The sequence below is a fragment of the Desmonostoc vinosum genome (genome assembly GCF_059505385.1).
On sequence record NZ_JCACKM010000073.1, the window covers coordinates 1 to 18588 of the forward strand.

Sequence of the window (18588 nt, forward strand, 5' to 3'; positions counted from 1 at the left end):
ACACAGGAGCGTCGCGTCATTACGAATTACGAATTACGAATTACGAATTATTTAAATAGCCGCTTATGGTGATGGTTTATCAGTTTGTGTTGGCAATGATGTAGGAGTAACTGTCACTTTGAAAAGCTGCCTACTACGTTCTATTTCGATTAGTAAAGGGCTGCCAATTGTACTGTTTTCAATTAACTTGATTATTTCTTCAAGTTTAGTAACAGGTTGATTATTAATACTGCGAATCACGTCACCAGGTTGTAATCCGGCGATAGATGCTGGAGAGTTGGGGACAATCTGAACTAATAAAACTCCACTATCTGTTGTAATATTGATGCGATCGCCAAATTGTTTATTGATTTTTTCTTTAACTTCTGGTGTCAGCGTCACCATCTGAATACCCAAATAAGGTTTACCAGTTTGTGTTGGCTCGCTTTGTGCTGGCAATGATGTAGGAGTAACTGTCACTTTGAAAAGCTGCCTATTACGTTCTATTTCGATTAGTAAAGGGCTGCCAATTGTACTGTTTTCAATTAACTTGATTATTTCTTCAAGTTTAGTAACAGGTTGATTATTAATACTGCGAATCACGTCACCAGGTTGTAATCCGGCGATAGATGCTGGAGAGTTGGGGACAATCTGAACTAATAAAACTCCACTATCTGTTGTAATATTGATGCGATCGCCAAATTGTTTATTGATTTTTTCTTTAACTTCTGGTGTCAGCGTCACCATCTGAATACCCAAATAAGGTTTGCCAGCTTGTGTTGATGTTGGTTGTTCAGCGGCAGGGGTTTCGCTAGAAATTGCTGTGGGAGAAGAATTAGAAAAACTCGGAGTTGGTTGGGGTGTGACTATTGGTGCAGTGTCTTGGGGTTCTTGAGCAATTGTGGCTTGTTTACTAGATGTAGGTGTGGACTGTGCTACTGGTTGTAGTTGTTGGTTGTTGTTGATAGCCAAACCAATAATTACCCCAGCACCAATCAAACAACCAGTCATTAAACTACCTACAAAGATTCTACGTCGATTGCTTTGATTTGCTCTTTGAGGGGAAGTCGGTGAACTAACAGAAACTATGTTTTGGGGTGTTGCTACTGATGGAGGTTCATTTTGCAAGGCTTCTAGCATTTCTTTGGCTGTAGGGTAGCGATCGCGTGGATGATAGGCGATCGCTCGGTCAATTACCATTGCTAATGTAGGGCTAACATTCAAAGCGTGTTGACGCCAAACAATTTCTCCGGTTCGGGGATCTGTCTCAATTTCCTGTGGTTGTCTCCCCGTTAGGAGATAAATGGCAGTCATGCCTAAACTATATAAATCACTCGAATAAACTGGTCTACCTGCGGCTTGTTCACTAGGCATATATCCCGGCGTGCCAATCACAATTGAACTAGTAGGTAATCCTTGAGAATTCACCACTGTTCCCATTGATTCCCGCACTGCACCGAAATCTATCAGCACTGGTTTGCCATCGCGACGGCGCAAAATAATGTTATCTGGCTTGATGTCACGGTGAACAATCCGCTGAGAGTGGACATACCCCAAAACTGGTAATAAGCTAACTAATATTTTCCGAACTGCACTTTCACTCAATAATCCTTGTTGTTGAATTTTGGCTGTCAGGGTGTCACCTTCAACCCACTCTTGCACCACGTAGAACTGACCTTCTGACTGAAAATAGGCATACAATGAGGGAATCTGGTCAGTAGAACCGCTTAAATCTTCTAAAATAGCTGCTTCTCGCTGAAACCGTTCTTGCACCAGTTGGTATATCTGAGTGTTATTTTGAATTGGTTTAAGCTGTTTAATGACGCAGCGCCGACTGGAGGGCATTTGAGTATCTTCTGCGAGGAAAGTCTCACCAAATCCACCGCTTCCCAACGCCTGAATCACTCGGTAGCGATTATTTAACAGCATTTGTAAAATTTTGCGTCACTAAGTACAAGGTTTTTTACTGCATAATTTTAATTAGATTTTACTAGCTTACCATATTAATTTTATACCAATTACAAATGCTACAGATGGTAAATTCAATCAACGTTAACTGCTAGATGCAAGATGTAAATCTCCGCGTCTTTGCTGCTTTCTAGCAATCCGAATAATGCAACTTAAAAGTACATCAGCTTAATATTCAATTCTCCCAATTTCCAAAACACATCTATTTTTTCCCATCTGAGACCATTTGCGACAGAATGTTTCCAGTAACATCTAATAACTGATCCAACGAAAAACCAATAATACCAATATAAAGTATTGCCTCAAGGACGTTATTAGCATTGCCAGATTTATAACCATCCCAGGCGAGAAAACCTAATCCTTTTGGGCCTATCAACATTTCCGTAGCAATTACTGTAAACCATGCTACCCAAATACCAACTTTCAGAGCATGAAATGTATGAAAAATAGCTACTCGAAAGTTATTTTCTTGTCTACGAAAATGTCGCATACCTATCGCCGTATTAATAATAATTGTCCAGAGAGTTCCCAGAAAAACTATGATGATGGCGGCAGGTTCGTTTTCTCTAAATGCTGTGAGTGTAATAGGTAATAATGCTATGGGAGGGAAACTATGCGGAATTTGAAATATCCGTCTAAATGCTTGATAAATTGTGTCATTTATACCTATTAAATATCCAACGAAACTACCTAAAACAGCAGCTGGGACATAGCCTACAAATAATCTTTGTAGACTCGCTAAGACATCCAAAAATATACTAGGTTCCATGCCTCAGTTCTCAATTAGAAGGTCTAGGAAATACTGCGGCAATCACAAAAAGTAACAAGATAGACAAACACTAAGAAAATGTGAAAATCTACTTCCATTAAATTTATCAGAAAACCAAAGGCTAATTAAAAAAATAAATAAAATTTCTATAATTTATTACTTGAGGTTGTCATTAACTAATAAGCTATAAAAAGTAAATTAAAAATATACAGCAGGGAATAGGGTTAAATAATTCGTAATTCGTAATGACGCTCCTTCGTCGCTACCGCTGACGCTCGTACCGACGCTCGATGACTCGCTCTAAGCGAAGCTATGCCGCAGGCTTTACGCTACGCTATCGCTACCGCTTCGCTAACGCTAACGTAATTCGTGATTAAGTTTTGTAATAGGGACTTAAACCCACGGAACGGGTTAAAAGTCTTTTTTTATATGAATTTGTTCTTAACACTTGTACCTCAGTTACCTGCGATCTACTGTAAATAGCTAGTGGACTGTTTTAGCTATTTTGGTGTATTAGATTTAATAGATGTAGGTTGGGTTGTAGCAAGATCCCATAGGGTACGGAGTCAAACCCAACACCTATATCCATGTTAGGTTTCGTTCCTCAATCCAACCTACAATTTTTTTGCAACATTTAAGGCTAGACACGCCACTACAGAGTTTATTGCATCATTTCAGGCTAAACACGCCACTACAAAATTCAAGCTAATAATTGTTGAATTAAATTTTTGTTGAACCGCAAACCAGCCAGGATTTGTGTACAAGCTGATATATTTTGTCGCTCTATTGTTTCTTCAATCATATCGATCTGCTCTGCGACTTGTTCTAACAAAATGTTGGGTGAGTCATTACGAGCCAAGGTAACTAGTGGTAAAAGAGCAGGGTGAGCTAGAAGTATTGTCGGATCTTGCTCCCATAACCGGATGACTCGATAGCTATGTTTAGTGTTGGTATCTATATACTCTTGCTTAAAGACGATTTCTGAGGTAGTTTGCTGTAAAAAAATTACAACCTGCTCAATTTGGCATTTATATTCTCGCTTGAGTCGCGTATAGTAATCTAGCATCCGAAAATCGATCGCAGGACTGGATCTTGGTAGCGTTTGGAATTCTAATTTATTCACACATGTCCACAAAAAAGTTAATTTTATTATTTATCTTGATAGTGACAGGCAGCTTATTATCAGGATGTCAAGCAATAAAAGCAAATTCTATCGCCCAAGCATCTAAAAGTTGTTCTGGTAAAGATGCTAAATTCAGCCTTGAATTTTTTAAAACCAATAACCGAGGTGAAAAAAGTAAAAAAGGTATCAACCATGTAATTATTTTTAATCCTCAATCCCCAGCATTAGATTTTAAAGTTAATGTTGGTTTAGCTCACAAGTTATACGCTAAAGATGCTAGAGGCAGGCTGCGTAAAGAATATGTCCCAAAACAGTTTCGTGAACTCATCAGTGATGGGAATTCCAAATTAAATGGACAAGCCGCGATCGCAGCGATTAATGCTGACTATATAGATACAGATGATCAACCACAAGGATTAAATATTTCGCGGGGAGTGGAGTATTCAGGAGACTTTAGAAATAAGCGTTCTTCGTTTGGGATATCTGGAGGTACACCGCAGCAGCGGCAAGCTACAATCCAAGCTGGAAGAAGAAAAAATAATATTCTTAACTACAATTTAGTAGGAGGTAATGGCAGGTTTTATCGTCAGGGTAAATTTAAAGATATTTGTCAAGATTTGGGTGAGTTTGCTTGTAAAAGTGCGACTAATCGCTCGATGGTAGCTGTGACAAATCAAGGATATGTAATACTGTTAGTAAATGATGCGAAAGCGAATTCTGAGATAGAGTCATCTTCTATTAATCAAGAGTTATTACCAGAAATGTTTGATGATGTGCTGAATGGTATTGCTCGTAATAACTGTTTGGGAAACATTCAAGAAGGAATGTTATTTGATGGTGGGATGTCTCCAGGATTGTATTACAACAATAAAATTTATGTGGAAAATTTGGGGTCAATTGGTTCGGTGTTTTTGATTTATAAAAAATGATATCTTGTTCGCTTGAATACTATACTGTCGCGTAGGTTGGGAATGGGGAATTGGGAATTGGGAATGGACGCGGGGACGCGGGGACGCGGGGACGCGGGGACGCGTAGAAAATTACTCCCTCATCTCCCTCATCCCCCTCATCCCCCTCATCCCCCTCATCTCCCCTACACCCCTAATGCTTCTGCTTTCGCTTCCACTAGTACATATGGTTTTTCTGCACCCTGGGCTAAATATTCAGCTAGCTGACTTTCTATTTGATCGCGCACTATTTGGCGATATTCTAGAAAATGCTCATTATGAGCGCAACTTGAGAGGTAATGCTCTGCAACTCCTGGATTATGCTTAATAATGCTAAACAAATGATGCCAGAATTTCCAACGGGTTTCTCGTTTAATGCCTTGTCGCCAAATAACAATTAGTAATGCTTTAACAACTACCCACTCTGGCATTTTGAATGGTGCTTTCCAGTTTGGTGAACCCATCATCATGAAGCAGCGATAGGTACGATCTAAATAGCACACTGGGTCATATAAAGCACAAAAAGCTTCAACATATTCTCTAGCAATATCTTCCAAAGGACGTGTGGCGATGAAGTTCATCAACGTTGTTTGGTTGATGTTACCGTCTTGATTTTCTCGCAGTCGTCCTTCTTTTTTCAGACGATGCCACAATGCAGTGTTGGGTAATGCTTGCAACATGGCAAAGGTAGTAGAGGGAATAGCGGCTTGTTCGGCAAAGCGAACGATGCGATCGCCTGCGCCGGCTTTTTCGCCATCAAAGCCAATAATAAACCCAGCCATGGGGCGCAATCCAGCTTTGATGATGGTTTGCACGGCGTCAGTTAGAGAACTACGGGTGTTTTGAAACTTTTTAGTCAGTTGCAAACTATCCTCATCCGGTGTTTCAATTCCTAAAAACACCGCCGCGAAACCAGACTCAACCATCAACTCCATTAATTCTGGATCTTGGGCTAAATCAATCGATGCTTCGGTGTCAAATCGGAAGGGATATTTGTGTTCTGCCATCCAGACTTTCAACTCTTTGAGTAACAACTTCACGTTACGTTTGTTGCCAATAAAGTTGTCGTCTACCATGAACACGCCCCGCCGCCAACCCAATTCGTAGAGATAATCTAACTCTGCCAACAGTTGTGCTGGGGTTTTGGTACGGGGTTTACGCCCATACAGGACAATAATGTCGCAAAATTCGCATTGAAATGGACACCCACGAGAAAATTGCACCGACATCATATCGTAGGCGTCAAATTCCAATAAATCAAAGCGGGGTATTGGTGTGTTTGTGACATCGGGTTTTTCTGTGGTGCGGAATGTGCCAGAGGTTTCTCCCCGTTGAATCGCTTCAACAAACATGGGCAGGGTGATTTCCCCTTCATCCAGAATTAGAAAATCAGCACCGACATCTTGAACGTTGTTAGGTGTTGATGTGGGGTAGGGGCCACCAACAGCGACTAACTTACCACGTCTTTTGGCTTCTTGGATTTGCTCAAGTAAATCTTGTTTTTGGACAATCATGGCAGAGAAAATTACCACATCTGCCCATGCCCATTCTGCTTCAGTGGCTGGGCGAATGTTGCGATCTACCAGCTTGAATTCCCATTCTTGGGGTAAGATTGCTGCTACTGTGACTAAACCTAAAGGCGGTAACAAAACCTTGCGATTCACTAATGCCAAGATTTTCTCGTATGACCAAAAGGTTTTGGGAAATATTGGATATACTAACAAAACTCGCATTTAGTATCAATCCTCACACTTTGATTGTTATCCCACTCTAGCGAAAATAAAGACTTATTGACTTTTTCTTAAAGTTGTTTTATCTGCCTGTTAATTTTTCATCTTAATCTAAAACTTTACCAGTATGGTCTTGGCGATCGCTCAAACAGTGCTGAGTACTTTCTAGCTTACTCAGCACTGTTGCATTTGTTGTTATGTAGCGGCTGTGGAGGTTTCTAAGACTAACTCTGGTTGTGGAGTATGTTCTTCTTCTGGCAAACCATAGAGTGACCGATATAGCTTGACATACTGCTTGGCAGATTGATACCAGCTGAAGTCTTGACTCATGCCACGTTTTTGTAGTTCCTGCCATTGGGGTTTGTAGCGGAAGCCTTCCCAAGCCCTGATCATGCAGGTAAATAAATCTAGTGGCTCGTAGCGATCAAAGCAATAACCAGTACCTGCTGCGTTTACGGGGTCGTGATGTGATACGGTATCAACTAATCCGCCTGTACGACGAACGATTGGTACAGAACCGTAACGCAAAGCCATCATTTGGCTGATACCGCAGGGTTCAAAACGGCTGGGCATCAAGAAGGCGTCAGTGCCAGCGTAGATGCGACGTGACAGGGGATCGTTATACAGTAAGTAAGTTGCCATGCGTCCAGGAAAGCGGGATGCTAATTGCCACATTTGGGTTTCGTAGTAGCGATCGCCTGTCCCTAACAATACAAACTGTGCATCTGTATAAGACATAAAACGATCCAGGATTTGTATGACTAAATCCAAGCCTTTTTGCTCTACTAGCCGTGTCACCATGCCAATTAAAAAGGCACTGGAATTTACTTCTAATCCTACTTCTTCTTGTAAAGCGATTTTGTTAGCTTTGCGTTTCTCTAAGGTATCGCTAGTGAAGGTTTGAGCAATATATTTATCATTTGCTGGGTTATATACTTCGGTATCGATTCCGTTGATAATCCCAGATAATTTACCGCTGATAAAAGATAGTAACCCTTCTATTTGTTCACCGTAAGCAGGTGTTTTGATTTGCTCGGCATAAGTGGGAGAAACTGTGTTTACTCTGTCAGCATATTGTACTGCTGCTGCCATGGTGTTGTGTCCTTGCATATACCAAGGACACCAGGTAATTTTCTCCAAATACCAACGCCACGGCCCTTGATAAGCCAGGTTATGAATGGTAAATACACAGGTGATATCTGGATCTTGATGCATCCACACGGGAATCATTCCGGTATGCCAATCGTGACAGTGGACAATTTCTGGTTTCCAGTAGTTCCAGCAAAATTCGGCTGCACCGTTGGCAAACAAGGTAAATCGCCAATCTTCGTCTTCTCCAGAGTAGATGCGACGGGGTATAAAAGCAGGATGTCCAAATAGATACAAGGGAACATCACTACCAGGCAGAACAGTTTCGTAGACTGCAAAGTCCTGGAACATGGCATATCCCCGCCAGATGGGTTCTTGAGGCACTTCCATTTTGTCTGGCAGGAAGCCGTAATAAGGCAGGAATATCCGCACATCATGCCCCATTTCTCTCAATACTTTAGGCAACGCTCCGACAACATCACCCATTCCCCCTACTTTTGCAATGGGAGCTGCTTCTGCTGCAACAAATAGAATCCGCATGGTAATTTTTGCTTCCCCGGTTCTGCTTATACAGTTATCAGTTATCAGTTATCAGTTTTTCTCGATTTACTGAATTACTGCTCACTGATTACTTATCTAATCACATCTACTTGTTCAAAAGTTTAAGAACCACGTTGGATCTCAGTAAAGATTTTATCTAAAATTTCCTGCGCTCCTTGTTGCCGTAGACGATCTGCTAGTTCTGTACCCAGTGCTTCAGCATCTCTGGCTGCACCAGTCACGGTATCTTTAACTAGGTGTTGACCATCAACGCTGGCGACTATCCCCGTTAAGGTTAAATTATTACCACTAATTTCCGTATTAACACCGATGGGTACTTGACAGCCTCCTTCTAAATCGCGCAAGAAGGATCTTTCGGCAAGACAGCAATCGCGTGTTTCGGGATGTTCGATGGCTTTGAGTAAAGAGATTAACTCAGTATCATCAGCACGGCATTCTATACCTAATGCTCCTTGACCAACGGCATGAAGCGAAACTTCTTTGGGTAAAATTTGATGAACGCGATCGCTCATCCCTAATCGTTCTAGGCCTGCTACTGCTAAAATTAAGGCGTCGTACTCACCTGCATCCAGCTTGGACATGCGTGTGTTCAAGTTTCCCCGCACATCTTTAAAGGTGAAGTGGGGGAATTGGTGACGTAGCTGTGCTAGTCGCCGTAAGGAAGATGTACCGATGACCGCCCCTGCTGGTAGAGTATCGATTTGTTGACCTTTATACTTTTCGTGCAACACCAGTGCATCTGCGGGATTTTCCCGTTCTGTGATTGCTGCTAGTGTTAAACCTGGGGGTAAGTTAGTTGGTAAATCTTTGAGGGAATGAACTGCAAAGTCAATCTCTTGATTGAGCATTCCAACTTCCAATTCTTTAGTAAATAATCCTTTATCCCCAATCTTCGCTAATGCTACATCCAGGATTTTGTCGCCTTGGGTAGACATCGTGTGGACTTCAAAAGTGATATTAGGAAAGCTTTTCTGGAGCTGCTCTTTTACCCAATGTGTCTGAACAAGAGCTAGCTGGCTTTTGCGTGAACCAATGCGAATAGTGCGCGGGGGACTAGAAACAACTGAAGTCATAAAACAATATGTCAAACCGGGCGATAATTTCACTCTCATCTAGACTACCGCAGTGAGGTACGTACTTGATGGCGATCGCCTAATTTTTGGTCAAGTTTATATTTATTCTCTTTACATTTGTTCATAAAGAAAGGGAATAAATAAATATTTATGGTCTAGTTAGGTAATCTTAGAGTGGGAAGGGAGCTAAGACATATAGCGAAAGCTGTTCAAGATTGGCACTGACTCAGCTTAAAGACGTCCGCTATCACGCTGTCATCATCCACCAAGCGAGATTTTGCTGGAGAGTCATACACTACTAATAACGAAGGTACACCAACTACATCCTGAAATAGCGTAATTCCCTCAGCATGGTCGTCTCGATTTCCATAAGGAATATCTTGCACAAACTCAGGATTGCTGAAGACATTCTCTCGTATATTGACACCATTTTTCAAACAATAGACCTGCACTGGCCCATCTAAATCCATCGTCGGCCCAGCTAGAATTAATAAATTTTCGCCATCTACACACAAATCCCGAATTCCTAAACCATTCAACCAGAGAAAATGCTTTTTATACAGTTCTTTTTCGTTGCCAATTGGGCGTAGTGTCAACAATCCGGCGGTAGAATCCTTTAATTCGATTTCTAGCATCATAGCCCAACCCCGTAATACAGGGCCACGCAAACCTAAAAAAATCCGGTTTTGATAGATGGCTATTCCTTCAATATCAAAGCCGTTTTCTTTTCCAGGAATTGCTGCTTTCACAAAAAAGCCTAAATGAGGATCATTTGCCAAGGCAGTCATCAGTAAGTTACCTTGGTTGATCACTTCGAGTTTAGCTGCATTTAACTTTACATTTGGATTTTCCGGGTGTTGACAAGATGACAATAATTTACCATCGATCAGCGGAATCCGTCCTAAGAGGTAACGGTTAGCTTCCGATTCAATTTTTGCCAGTCTTTTCAAATTTTTGATATCAGTATTATCCGGTTTAGATTTTTTACGTTTGTAGCTATGAGAACCAATAAACCATAAGTAATAATCAGCGTATGCAAGCCCTTCAATATCAATTTCTTCCTCTTCTGAGCCGGGTAAACTGATAAATTCTGCTACTCGAAATTGTTGATGTTCTGTAAATTTATTACCCTCAATTAAAGACAGACGTTCAATAGTTGAAGTTTCATCCGATGCTAACCACAAATACTTCTGGTGTGTTAGTAACACTGTCGATAGGTCTTCTCTATGTTCTTTAAAATTGTTGACAAATGTTAAAATAACTTGATTGAGCAAGGATGAATTCAGCATTTTACATTATCTCTCTGGTTAAGAAGACGTTAATTATGTTATTCTAAAGTGTGATTTAATACTAGATAGCAAATAATCTTGCAAAATCTTCAGATATATGCAATTTTATACAAAAAATACAAGATTTATACCTTTAACAGTTCTTGCATCTCTCTCAATTTAACAAGTATTAATTATTATAATAATATCAATTAATAATTGGTGAATTAAAAATAAAAAGATATATAGATATATGCTTTTAACTAATGTTATTATGCAATGACCTGATGATAGCAAGTCATTACTTACGATTATGAAATTAGCCACAGAGCCTACAATAAAAACTCTAGGAGACTACGCCTGCCAAGCGATTCAAAAACATTTTAAGAAAACCTTGAAATGGGAAAAATCAGTAAAGAAAGATGAAGATCCAGAAGCGCTGCATCAAATGCGAGTGGGAATGCGTCGTCTACGTACAGCTGTCAGTAGATTTGAAATAGCTTTGGATTTTCCTAAGCCAGTCACTGATAAAAATATCGGTAAAATAGCCCGTCGTCTTGGTAATCTCCGAGATTTAGATGTGCTGAAAGAAAGTTTGCAAACTAATTACAAACCACATTTATCTCATAAAGAACAAGACTCTTTACAAACAGCTTTTGCCGCTTTAACTAAACAACGTGAAGATGTACTTTCTAGTGTGCAAAAAACCTTAAAGGATGAACCTTACAAATCTTTAAAAGAGGCGTTGAAGGATTGGTTAGAAAAACCTAGCTATCGACAGCTAGCATCTGTTGATATTGGGAAAGTACTACCAGATTTACTTTTGCCAGAAGTCAGCAATTTCCTGCTACATCCAGGTTGGCTAGTTGGTACTTATATAGAAGAATCTGAAGTCAAAATCCAGAGAAACTGGCAACAGGAAAAACTAGAAGCAGAATTGACAAAAGAAGGTGAAATTCTTCATAGTTTGCGAAAACAGGCCAAACGTATACGTTATCAAATGGAGTTATTCACTGACTTATACGGTGAGTCTTACGCAGCTTACATTACAGAGATAAAAAATATCCAAGAGATTTTGGGTACGATGCAAGATAGTGTAGTTTTAGCTGAGTGGCTGATGGATGTCTTCGACTCAGAAATTCACACTCAGTTACCAACGCTTGCTAATTTGTTAGCCGAAAATCGTTATCAAATGTGGCAGCAGTGGCAACCCTTGCAAGAGCGCTATTTGAAAGCAGATACTAGACATAGCTTTCATTTAACAATACTGCACCCGATTTTATAGTCAGCTAAAACACATGTAAACTGCACAATCACTCATGATGATTGTCCTTTATTATTGGTCAATTGAATAGAAGCTTCTAACGACAAAACATACACACCGCTTTGCGGGATTTGCACAATACGGGTATTTTCTGGGGAATTTGACCTCTCCCCGCTCATTTATGGCGGGGATTCTAAAGCCGCTGCGTTTCGCTTTTTAGTTTTGGTTTCCCAGATGTTCCCTGCCCAACAGCATAGTGATAAATAAAGACGGGTTGAAGCCCGTCCAGATAGCTTGAAAGTGCAAATACACCTTGTATAAGGTTCAAGATAACAAAATTATTTTTTCAATAGTTGCCAAACTGCCGATTCATCAGAATCGCAGTAGGAAATGTGAATTGGCGATCGCTTTTCGCTCAAATCAATATTTAGAATACTACAAACTAATTTCAGCATCTACTAAAATACCGATTTATCTCAACCAAGTCAACTATAAGATGGCGTTGCAAGTTCAATGAGGCTGAGCGAAGTCGTACCTTTCTCCTTTGGAGGCGCTAACGCGAACGGGATCTTGCTACGCGTAGCGTCTCCGACAGGAGAAGCCAATTCCTAATTCCCAGCGTGGTGTATTTACCAAAGAAGCTTAGTAGCTCATACTACAATATTTTGCTTATTGCTCCGTTGACCCTTTTGTTCATAAGACGTAGGCAATTAGTGAAATATTATATTTTTTTATACTACAGTCCTGATTCTGCTACAGTTCTAGTCAGTCTTGTTCATTACCATCTTTAGTGAGTTGTTTGTAACTAGGTCAGTTAACAAACTGTCACTCACTAGATTTATTATTTTATTACCAAAGAGATATTCTAAGTTAGTGCAAGGAGTGATACCATTTCACCAAATGTTTGTTACAAATTAGCCTTGCTGTACTCCTCCTCAGGAAGTATTGCAGATTTAAAGTATTGCAGCAAACTAGTGGATTGGTATAAAAATGTACGGGGAAGCACTTGAGCAGGCAAAATTCTCAAGTGCTTTTTCGTGTATAAAAAAGTAGAAACTATTGACTGAAATATTTAACAGTTTTCAGTCGCGTGCGATACATTCTTAATTTTGAGACTCACAAGTGTAGTTTTTCACATTCACTCGAAAAAGCCTATTTTTTCATTTTGAAATCTTTAAGGGAATTCCAGAAAATAAATTAGCCAATTTTGAGAGCGAAGATGATTATAAGATTCTTCCTCCCCTGCTCCCCAAAGCGATAGGATATTTTTTTAGTTGGAAGTCTCTAAGCGCGTCTCCCCGTCAATCAAAACCTCAAATTTCAAAAACCTACATCTATTTCCCCTATCTCCTTGATCATGTGGTTGAGGAAATGACCCGGTAGATTAGCAAAATTTCATATGATGCTGACATTTGCAGCCAAGATGTGTAAAGTAGTTGAGAATCAATTACTACTCTCATACTTGACACATCCATCTATGGATAGAAAAATTCAACGTCTTCTGTTGCTTGTTGTTTCTTGTAGTGTGACTGGTGTAATTTTAGGGGGTACTGCTGGTTGGGCAGAAAGCAATCTCTGTTTGCAAGATAGCAAAGTGACTAATGAGTGTCTAACTCAAGACCCCATAGAAAAAACTTTTCAAGGAATGAGTACTGGTTTGCTAGCTGGAACTGGTGCCGCTTGCGGTGCCGCATGGCATTTACGGCAAGAAGATTAAAGTAATTCGTAATTAAATTAGTTGGGGATTTAAACCCTAACTAATTTAAAACCACTAAATTTAACCATTGGTGGGGGACTTAAATCCCAAAATTACGAATTGGTTAGAAACGATAATTGCGATCGCGCACCCACATACTCATGGGTACAGCGTTACCCTGTGGGTCTACTTTTACCTTCACCACCATGGGTGGTAATTGTCCTCTACGGTTTTGCCTAGCTCGTGAAATATCGTTACTAATTTGCTGCCGTTGGTTTTCTGACATGTAATATGTATCTAAGCCGTAGTTGATAGAGCCATTCTCGTAAACGCCTTTTAAAGCTACCTGATTAGCAGCTAGAGAAGTAGGGCGATCGCTAGTTACTCGTAATGGTCTCCAAGCTCTAGGAACACCACGACTAAAAGATTGTTGTTCTTGTAAAATCACATACAAGTTGCTTCCTTCAATTAATCGTCTACCGCTACCGCGATGGCTTCTTGCCCATGCTTCCCAACCGGATAGTCTTCTCAAAGTTGAGACACGCGATATGTTGTAATCTAACGATAAAGAGTTGCCTTGCAGAACTTGGTTGGGAACCATAGGTACAGTTTGCAAAATTACCGTCCTACCAGTCACGTCTGTATACATAGCCTGAGTCGGTACTGCCATAATCAGACCCGTTTGAATCATTAACGGAACTGTTAGCCGCCAAAATGGTAGAGGCTTATTTGCTTTCTGTTCAGTGGCAATTAAGTAATCCCGAAAAGTCAGCTTTTCCGAAAATTCAGCTTCGGGAGTCAAGGTTTTCTTTTGAGGTTCTGAGGATTTATTAGTCATGAGCGTAGTCCTAGTCAAAAGTAGAGAATCGTAATCGTTTAGGACTGACGCAGAGAGTGGGGAGTGGGGAGTCTCTTATGGGTAGGTTTTTTAGATTTCGCGTTTTGGTTGACGTGGGGACGCGGGGACGCGGGGACGCGGAGAAAGATTTCGGAACGAAAAAATAGGTTTTTTCAGACTGAATATGAAAAACCTACCCTTGAAAGGAGCGGGGAGTGGGGAATTGGTGTTTGTTATTTCTCCCCCTGCCCCCACTCCTATTTCTTGCTTGCAGCGGCAGACAGGCGGCGTTCAAACCAAAGTCCAGCACTGATTAAACCAGAACCACACAAGACAAAAACTAGGGATTTGAAAAGTAGGTCTGTGTCGTATTCTAGTATTCGACTGATAATTTGTAGGTTAAACAGTAACATCCCACCCCAAAATGAGCGTCTGTTGCTTAACTTCAATCCTTCTTGAATTAATCCCCAGGATAATGTTGCCAAAAGTATGTTGAAGCTAAAAATGCCAAGTTCATCAATGCGGCTAACAGCTTGATGCCAAAAAGGTACTAAGACGATGATGAATAGAAACGCAGTAATGAGAGCTGTCGTGAAAACTACTTCTCGGCGTGGAGGGTTATTCCTGTGACGCAGCAGATACAACCACTGCAAGACTGCCAAACCGCTGAGAATTCCCAAATCAATAATCGGCAGAGACTGGAATAAGTTCGTTAGAGTTGCTGGCTGATTATAAGCATAATCTGGAGATTGCCAAACCCAACGAAAAGACAGGATATAGAAGACTAGCCCAAAACTTACCAACGCTAAATTACGAGCCAAGAATTGAAACAACCTGTAATTTATGGTTGGAAACAGCAAGTCATCATAACTCCAGAATAATGCAGGTGGGAGTGCAAATGCAAAAGATGCCACCCAAGGCGCTACATTAGCGTAGTTCAAAAGTGGTAGAGGATTAAGATTGGCTTGCAGAGAACTAGCAAATACAAATGCTGCTAGACCAAAAATCCAACGCGATCGACAAAAATATGCTAAGGGTACAAACAACAGCCATGACAGCAAGGGCATGTGTTGCACCACTAGTCGTGCCCAATTTGCTTCACCAGAAGAGTACCACAAGTCTCCTAGTCCTGTCCAATAACCAATTTCTACAAGGATAATTGCTAAAATCCCTAAAGAATTTAAGCCCAAACTGTACGCCATGACCAAAACACCTAATCCCCAAGCCAGAAATAGTGGGGAGGTAGAACCCTCAATATTGAACATTTGAGCCATCAGCGCTAAATTTGCACCTAAAATAAAAGCGCTTAAAATGAGCAATCCTTCTCCTAGTAGCCTTTGGCTTTTTTGTGGCTTTTTGCCTTCGCTATTACCTGGTGCAGAGTTGCGCCAGGTGTAAAAACCAGTGATGGTAATCGAGAAAAACAAACTCATGAGCAGGATAAACTTAACTTCTCGTGACCATGCTTGCCAGTTTGCTGCTACAAAGGTAGTTATGCCCAAGCACAAAAGTATGCTGCCTACAGCTGTGACGATGACAATAAAGCGATCGCGTGCAGCAGCTTCCAGGCTATTAAATTGATAACGATCTGCTATTTGTTGATATTGCGATGAACTGATGAGTCCTTCATCGCGCCAAAGTTGTGATTCTTGGCGTAACTTCTGGCGAAAATTATCTGAGTTCATGACCTTCTCCGGTGCGTGATTTGGGATTGACGCAAAGACACCAGGAGAGTCTAAAAATTCCCTGCGTTAGTTTTAACTTGGTAGGCTAGTAGTTTGGCGATCGTTTGCAGGATAATGGGTAAAATTTCAACTCTCACTCCGCCTCACTGTATAAAATCAAAAGTCAGCATTCTCAAATTGAGAGTTTTGTTGACTCTTGACTCACCAAAAAGACTGTAATCTTTTTAAACTTCAAACTTACAGCAGATTGCGAGTGAATGAGGTAGAAGTTTTAAGAACAAAGTCATGTAAAAAAAGACTTTTAATCCTGTTCCCTGTTAAGCGTTACCTTGCTGTATTTTGGTGATTGTGTTTTTAGTATGCAGCCAAAAGCCTAGATTGCATTGTTCTTGTGTAACAGTTTTATTTGTATTTTGATACAACAGAAATATTTACATATCTATATGGAAAAACCTTCTAATTTATTACTTAAACTTTCGCGGCGCTTATTTACAAATTCAGAGGAACAAGAAATATTTATTCAGGCTTTAATACATCCCCAGCCTTTTCAACCTTGTATTCTTTGGTGTAAACAAAAGCCAGATATTTCGCCTTTTTTAGTAGAAATACCAACATCTTGGCAACCGCCATTTATAGACCGTCTTCAATTTGGCGAAAAACCCGGTCAGCATCCCCTACATGAACAAGGATATTTCTATTGTTTGGATTTTTCTTCCGTGTTTGCGGCTGCGACATTGTTAACAATTCCTCACCAAATCAGCTTAGCTTTTGATATGTGTGCAGCCCCAGGAGGAAAAAGTGTCTTTGCTTGGAAAGCTTTACAACCTGATTTACTTATTAGTAATGAAGTAATTGGTAAACGTTTAGGAATGCTAATTTCCAACTTGAAGCGTTGCCATATTGCCCCTAGTGTTGTAGTGAATCGAGACTCAAGCGTTTTTGGAGAGCTGATATCATTTTCAAGTAATCTAGTAATAGTAGATGCTCCTTGTACAGGACAATCTTTACTAGCCAAAGGTGAAAAAGCACCTGGATGTTTTCATCCAATCGCGATTAATAAGAGTGCAAATCGGCAAAAAAGGATCATAGCTAACTCTGCAAAAATTGTTGCACCACAAAGCTATCTAGCTTATATGACCTGTACTTATTCACCGGAAGAGAATGAGCAAGTTTGTGAATGGCTTTTAGAACGATTTCCTCATTTTCAAGCTATAGAAATTAGTTATTTGTCAAAATATCAATCGCATTTAACTAAAATACCCTGTTATCGCATGTTTCCTCAAGATAGATTAGGTGCTGGTGCATTTACAGTGCTGTTGAAAAATACTGATGAAAATGAAGGCGAAAAAGTAGATTTGGATGTAATCTCTTCAATGTACATTTTCCAAAATCAATGAAAGGGAATGGGGAATGGGGAATTGGGAATTGGTGTTTGTTATTTTTCCCTCTGCTTCCCCTGCCCCCTGCCCTCACAGGTGTAGGTATTTTACATTCAATCCGAAAAAGCCTATTTTTCCGTTCCGAAATCTTTCTGTGCGTCCCCACGTCCCCCCGTCCCCGCGTCAATCAAAACGCAAAATATTAAAAACCTACACCTGTCAGCCCTGCCCTAAAAGCGATGGTATGTTTATTTAGAAGTCCCTAAGCAGTCGGTAAAATGAGTGTGTCGGTAATAAAAAAACGCCTCAGTAGTCAAACTTTATGCTCACAACAGCTGACTTTATTCAATACACCCAATGGTCTGGTATCGCTACCTTGGTACTTGCAGCCCTGGCAGTCTTGGGTTTTATTCTTAAGTGGGGTATCCGCTTTCGGCTAGTGGGTACGACAGGCTTTATGGTGGTTTTAACAAGTGGTTTATTTGCACTGTCTTTGGTTCCTTTGAGCCGTACTGTGGTTCCAGGAGCTGTGAAGTTTACACGAGTTTATGATAATGGTTCTACACAAACAGTAATTGCCATAGCACCAACAATTACTCCCACACAGTTAGAAGCAACTCTGCGGCAAGCAGCCATTAATCTCTATTCTCCTGGCCGTTTAGGTATGCGCGGCGACAATCAATTAACAATTCGTGCCCGTGCCATTACTCACCCAGAACCAGGGATTTCTATACCAGTTTACCTGGGCCAAGTGAAGCGATCGCTCATTGCCCGTGAAGATGCTCAAATGTCCATTGAAATTTATCCTGACAAGTTTGCTCAACTGCCAAAGCCTACTGCTTAGGAGGGGATGAGGGGGATGAGGGAGAAATAACCATTCCCAATTCCCCATATACCAGCACAACAATTTTTTTTGTATTTACAGATACAGTAAATGCTATCTTTAGATTAAGATATTAAAACTTTCACGATTCCACAAGCATGTCGGTAATGGTTAACTTCAGTTGTCAGTGGTCAATGGAAAAACAACTCGCAAAAGACGATTGACAAATGACTATCCATCAACCATCGATAGCTTTGCCTGAGAAATCTAAGAGTGGTAATCTGATTTGATTATACGGTTATTTAAAATTTTGATAGTTCGGAATTTAAGGCTAATGGTCAGCAAGCTGACAGCCGCCTTGAAAGTCTAGCCATCCAAAAATTACTGTGGCAACAA

Annotated in this window: 15 protein-coding genes; 6 read left to right on the top strand and 9 right to left on the bottom strand. The window is 40.5% G+C overall.

Annotated elements, in window-relative coordinates:
* Positions 1-63: 63 nt before the first annotated feature.
* The 3 genes from AC5JMF_RS12820 to AC5JMF_RS12830 form a co-directional block, all read right to left on the bottom strand.
* Positions 64-1908 carry a protein kinase domain-containing protein gene (locus AC5JMF_RS12820; RefSeq protein ID WP_495796104.1) on the bottom strand — a complete coding sequence of 615 codons (1845 nt, stop codon included), beginning with the start codon at positions 1906-1908 and terminating at the stop codon, positions 64-66.
* A gap of 241 nt (positions 1909-2149) precedes the next feature.
* The gene (locus tag AC5JMF_RS12825; protein WP_495796105.1) at positions 2150-2716 is read right to left on the bottom strand and encodes an ABC transporter permease; all 567 of its coding nucleotides are present in this window, start codon (positions 2714-2716) and stop codon (positions 2150-2152) included.
* A 700-nt stretch (positions 2717-3416) separates the two neighbouring features.
* A complete protein-coding gene (locus tag AC5JMF_RS12830) occupies positions 3417-3839 on the bottom strand; it encodes an RpnC/YadD family protein (RefSeq protein ID WP_495796106.1) in 423 nt (140 codons plus the stop codon).
* A gap of 2 nt (positions 3840-3841) precedes the next feature.
* Between AC5JMF_RS12830 and AC5JMF_RS12835 the strand changes: the two genes are divergently transcribed.
* Positions 3842-4768 (top strand): phosphodiester glycosidase family protein, encoded by a 927-nt coding sequence (locus tag AC5JMF_RS12835; protein WP_495796107.1) that lies wholly within the window; start codon positions 3842-3844, stop codon positions 4766-4768.
* A gap of 164 nt (positions 4769-4932) precedes the next feature.
* Here the strand turns inward: AC5JMF_RS12835 and AC5JMF_RS12840 are convergent, their stop codons facing one another.
* The 4 genes from AC5JMF_RS12840 to AC5JMF_RS12855 form a co-directional block, all read right to left on the bottom strand.
* Complete coding sequence (locus AC5JMF_RS12840) at positions 4933-6519, bottom strand: B12-binding domain-containing radical SAM protein (RefSeq protein ID WP_495796108.1); 1587 nt, start codon at positions 6517-6519, stop codon at positions 4933-4935.
* Between the two features lie 192 nt (positions 6520-6711).
* The gene (glgA, locus tag AC5JMF_RS12845) at positions 6712-8145 is read right to left on the bottom strand and encodes a glycogen synthase GlgA (protein WP_495796109.1); all 1434 of its coding nucleotides are present in this window, start codon (positions 8143-8145) and stop codon (positions 6712-6714) included.
* A 122-nt stretch (positions 8146-8267) separates the two neighbouring features.
* A complete protein-coding gene (gene hemC / locus AC5JMF_RS12850; RefSeq protein ID WP_495796110.1) occupies positions 8268-9239 on the bottom strand; it encodes a hydroxymethylbilane synthase in 972 nt (323 codons plus the stop codon).
* A gap of 209 nt (positions 9240-9448) precedes the next feature.
* Positions 9449-10528 (bottom strand): DUF3616 domain-containing protein, encoded by a 1080-nt coding sequence (locus tag AC5JMF_RS12855; RefSeq protein WP_495796111.1) that lies wholly within the window; start codon positions 10526-10528, stop codon positions 9449-9451.
* Between the two features lie 292 nt (positions 10529-10820).
* On the opposite strand from AC5JMF_RS12855, the gene AC5JMF_RS12860 reads away from it, so the two are divergent.
* The 3 genes from AC5JMF_RS12860 (at position 10821) to AC5JMF_RS12870 (ending at position 13488) form a co-directional block, all read left to right on the top strand.
* Positions 10821-11792 (top strand): CHAD domain-containing protein, encoded by a 972-nt coding sequence (locus AC5JMF_RS12860; protein WP_495796112.1) that lies wholly within the window; start codon positions 10821-10823, stop codon positions 11790-11792.
* A gap of 292 nt (positions 11793-12084) precedes the next feature.
* Positions 12085-12288: a hypothetical protein gene (locus tag AC5JMF_RS12865; protein WP_495796113.1), complete on the top strand. Its 204-nt coding sequence runs from the start codon at positions 12085-12087 to the stop codon at positions 12286-12288.
* A gap of 960 nt (positions 12289-13248) precedes the next feature.
* Positions 13249-13488, top strand: a complete 240-nt coding sequence (locus AC5JMF_RS12870; protein WP_495796136.1) for a hypothetical protein — start codon at positions 13249-13251, stop codon at positions 13486-13488.
* Positions 13489-13591: 103 nt separating this feature from the next.
* Here the strand turns inward: AC5JMF_RS12870 and AC5JMF_RS12875 are convergent, their stop codons facing one another.
* The gene (locus AC5JMF_RS12875; RefSeq protein WP_495796114.1) at positions 13592-14305 is read right to left on the bottom strand and encodes a GDYXXLXY domain-containing protein; all 714 of its coding nucleotides are present in this window, start codon (positions 14303-14305) and stop codon (positions 13592-13594) included.
* 257 nt (positions 14306-14562) lie between these two features.
* Complete coding sequence (locus AC5JMF_RS12880) at positions 14563-15990, bottom strand: DUF2157 domain-containing protein (RefSeq protein WP_495796115.1); 1428 nt, start codon at positions 15988-15990, stop codon at positions 14563-14565.
* 443 nt (positions 15991-16433) lie between these two features.
* On the opposite strand from AC5JMF_RS12880, the gene AC5JMF_RS12885 reads away from it, so the two are divergent.
* Both AC5JMF_RS12885 and AC5JMF_RS12890 read left to right on the top strand, forming a co-directional pair.
* Positions 16434-17387, top strand: coding sequence for an RsmB/NOP family class I SAM-dependent RNA methyltransferase (locus tag AC5JMF_RS12885; protein ID WP_495796116.1), 954 nt, complete (start codon positions 16434-16436; stop codon positions 17385-17387).
* Positions 17388-17691: 304 nt separating this feature from the next.
* Positions 17692-18213 (top strand): Ycf51 family protein, encoded by a 522-nt coding sequence (locus AC5JMF_RS12890; RefSeq protein WP_495796117.1) that lies wholly within the window; start codon positions 17692-17694, stop codon positions 18211-18213.
* The last annotated feature ends 375 nt before the right edge of the window (positions 18214-18588 follow it).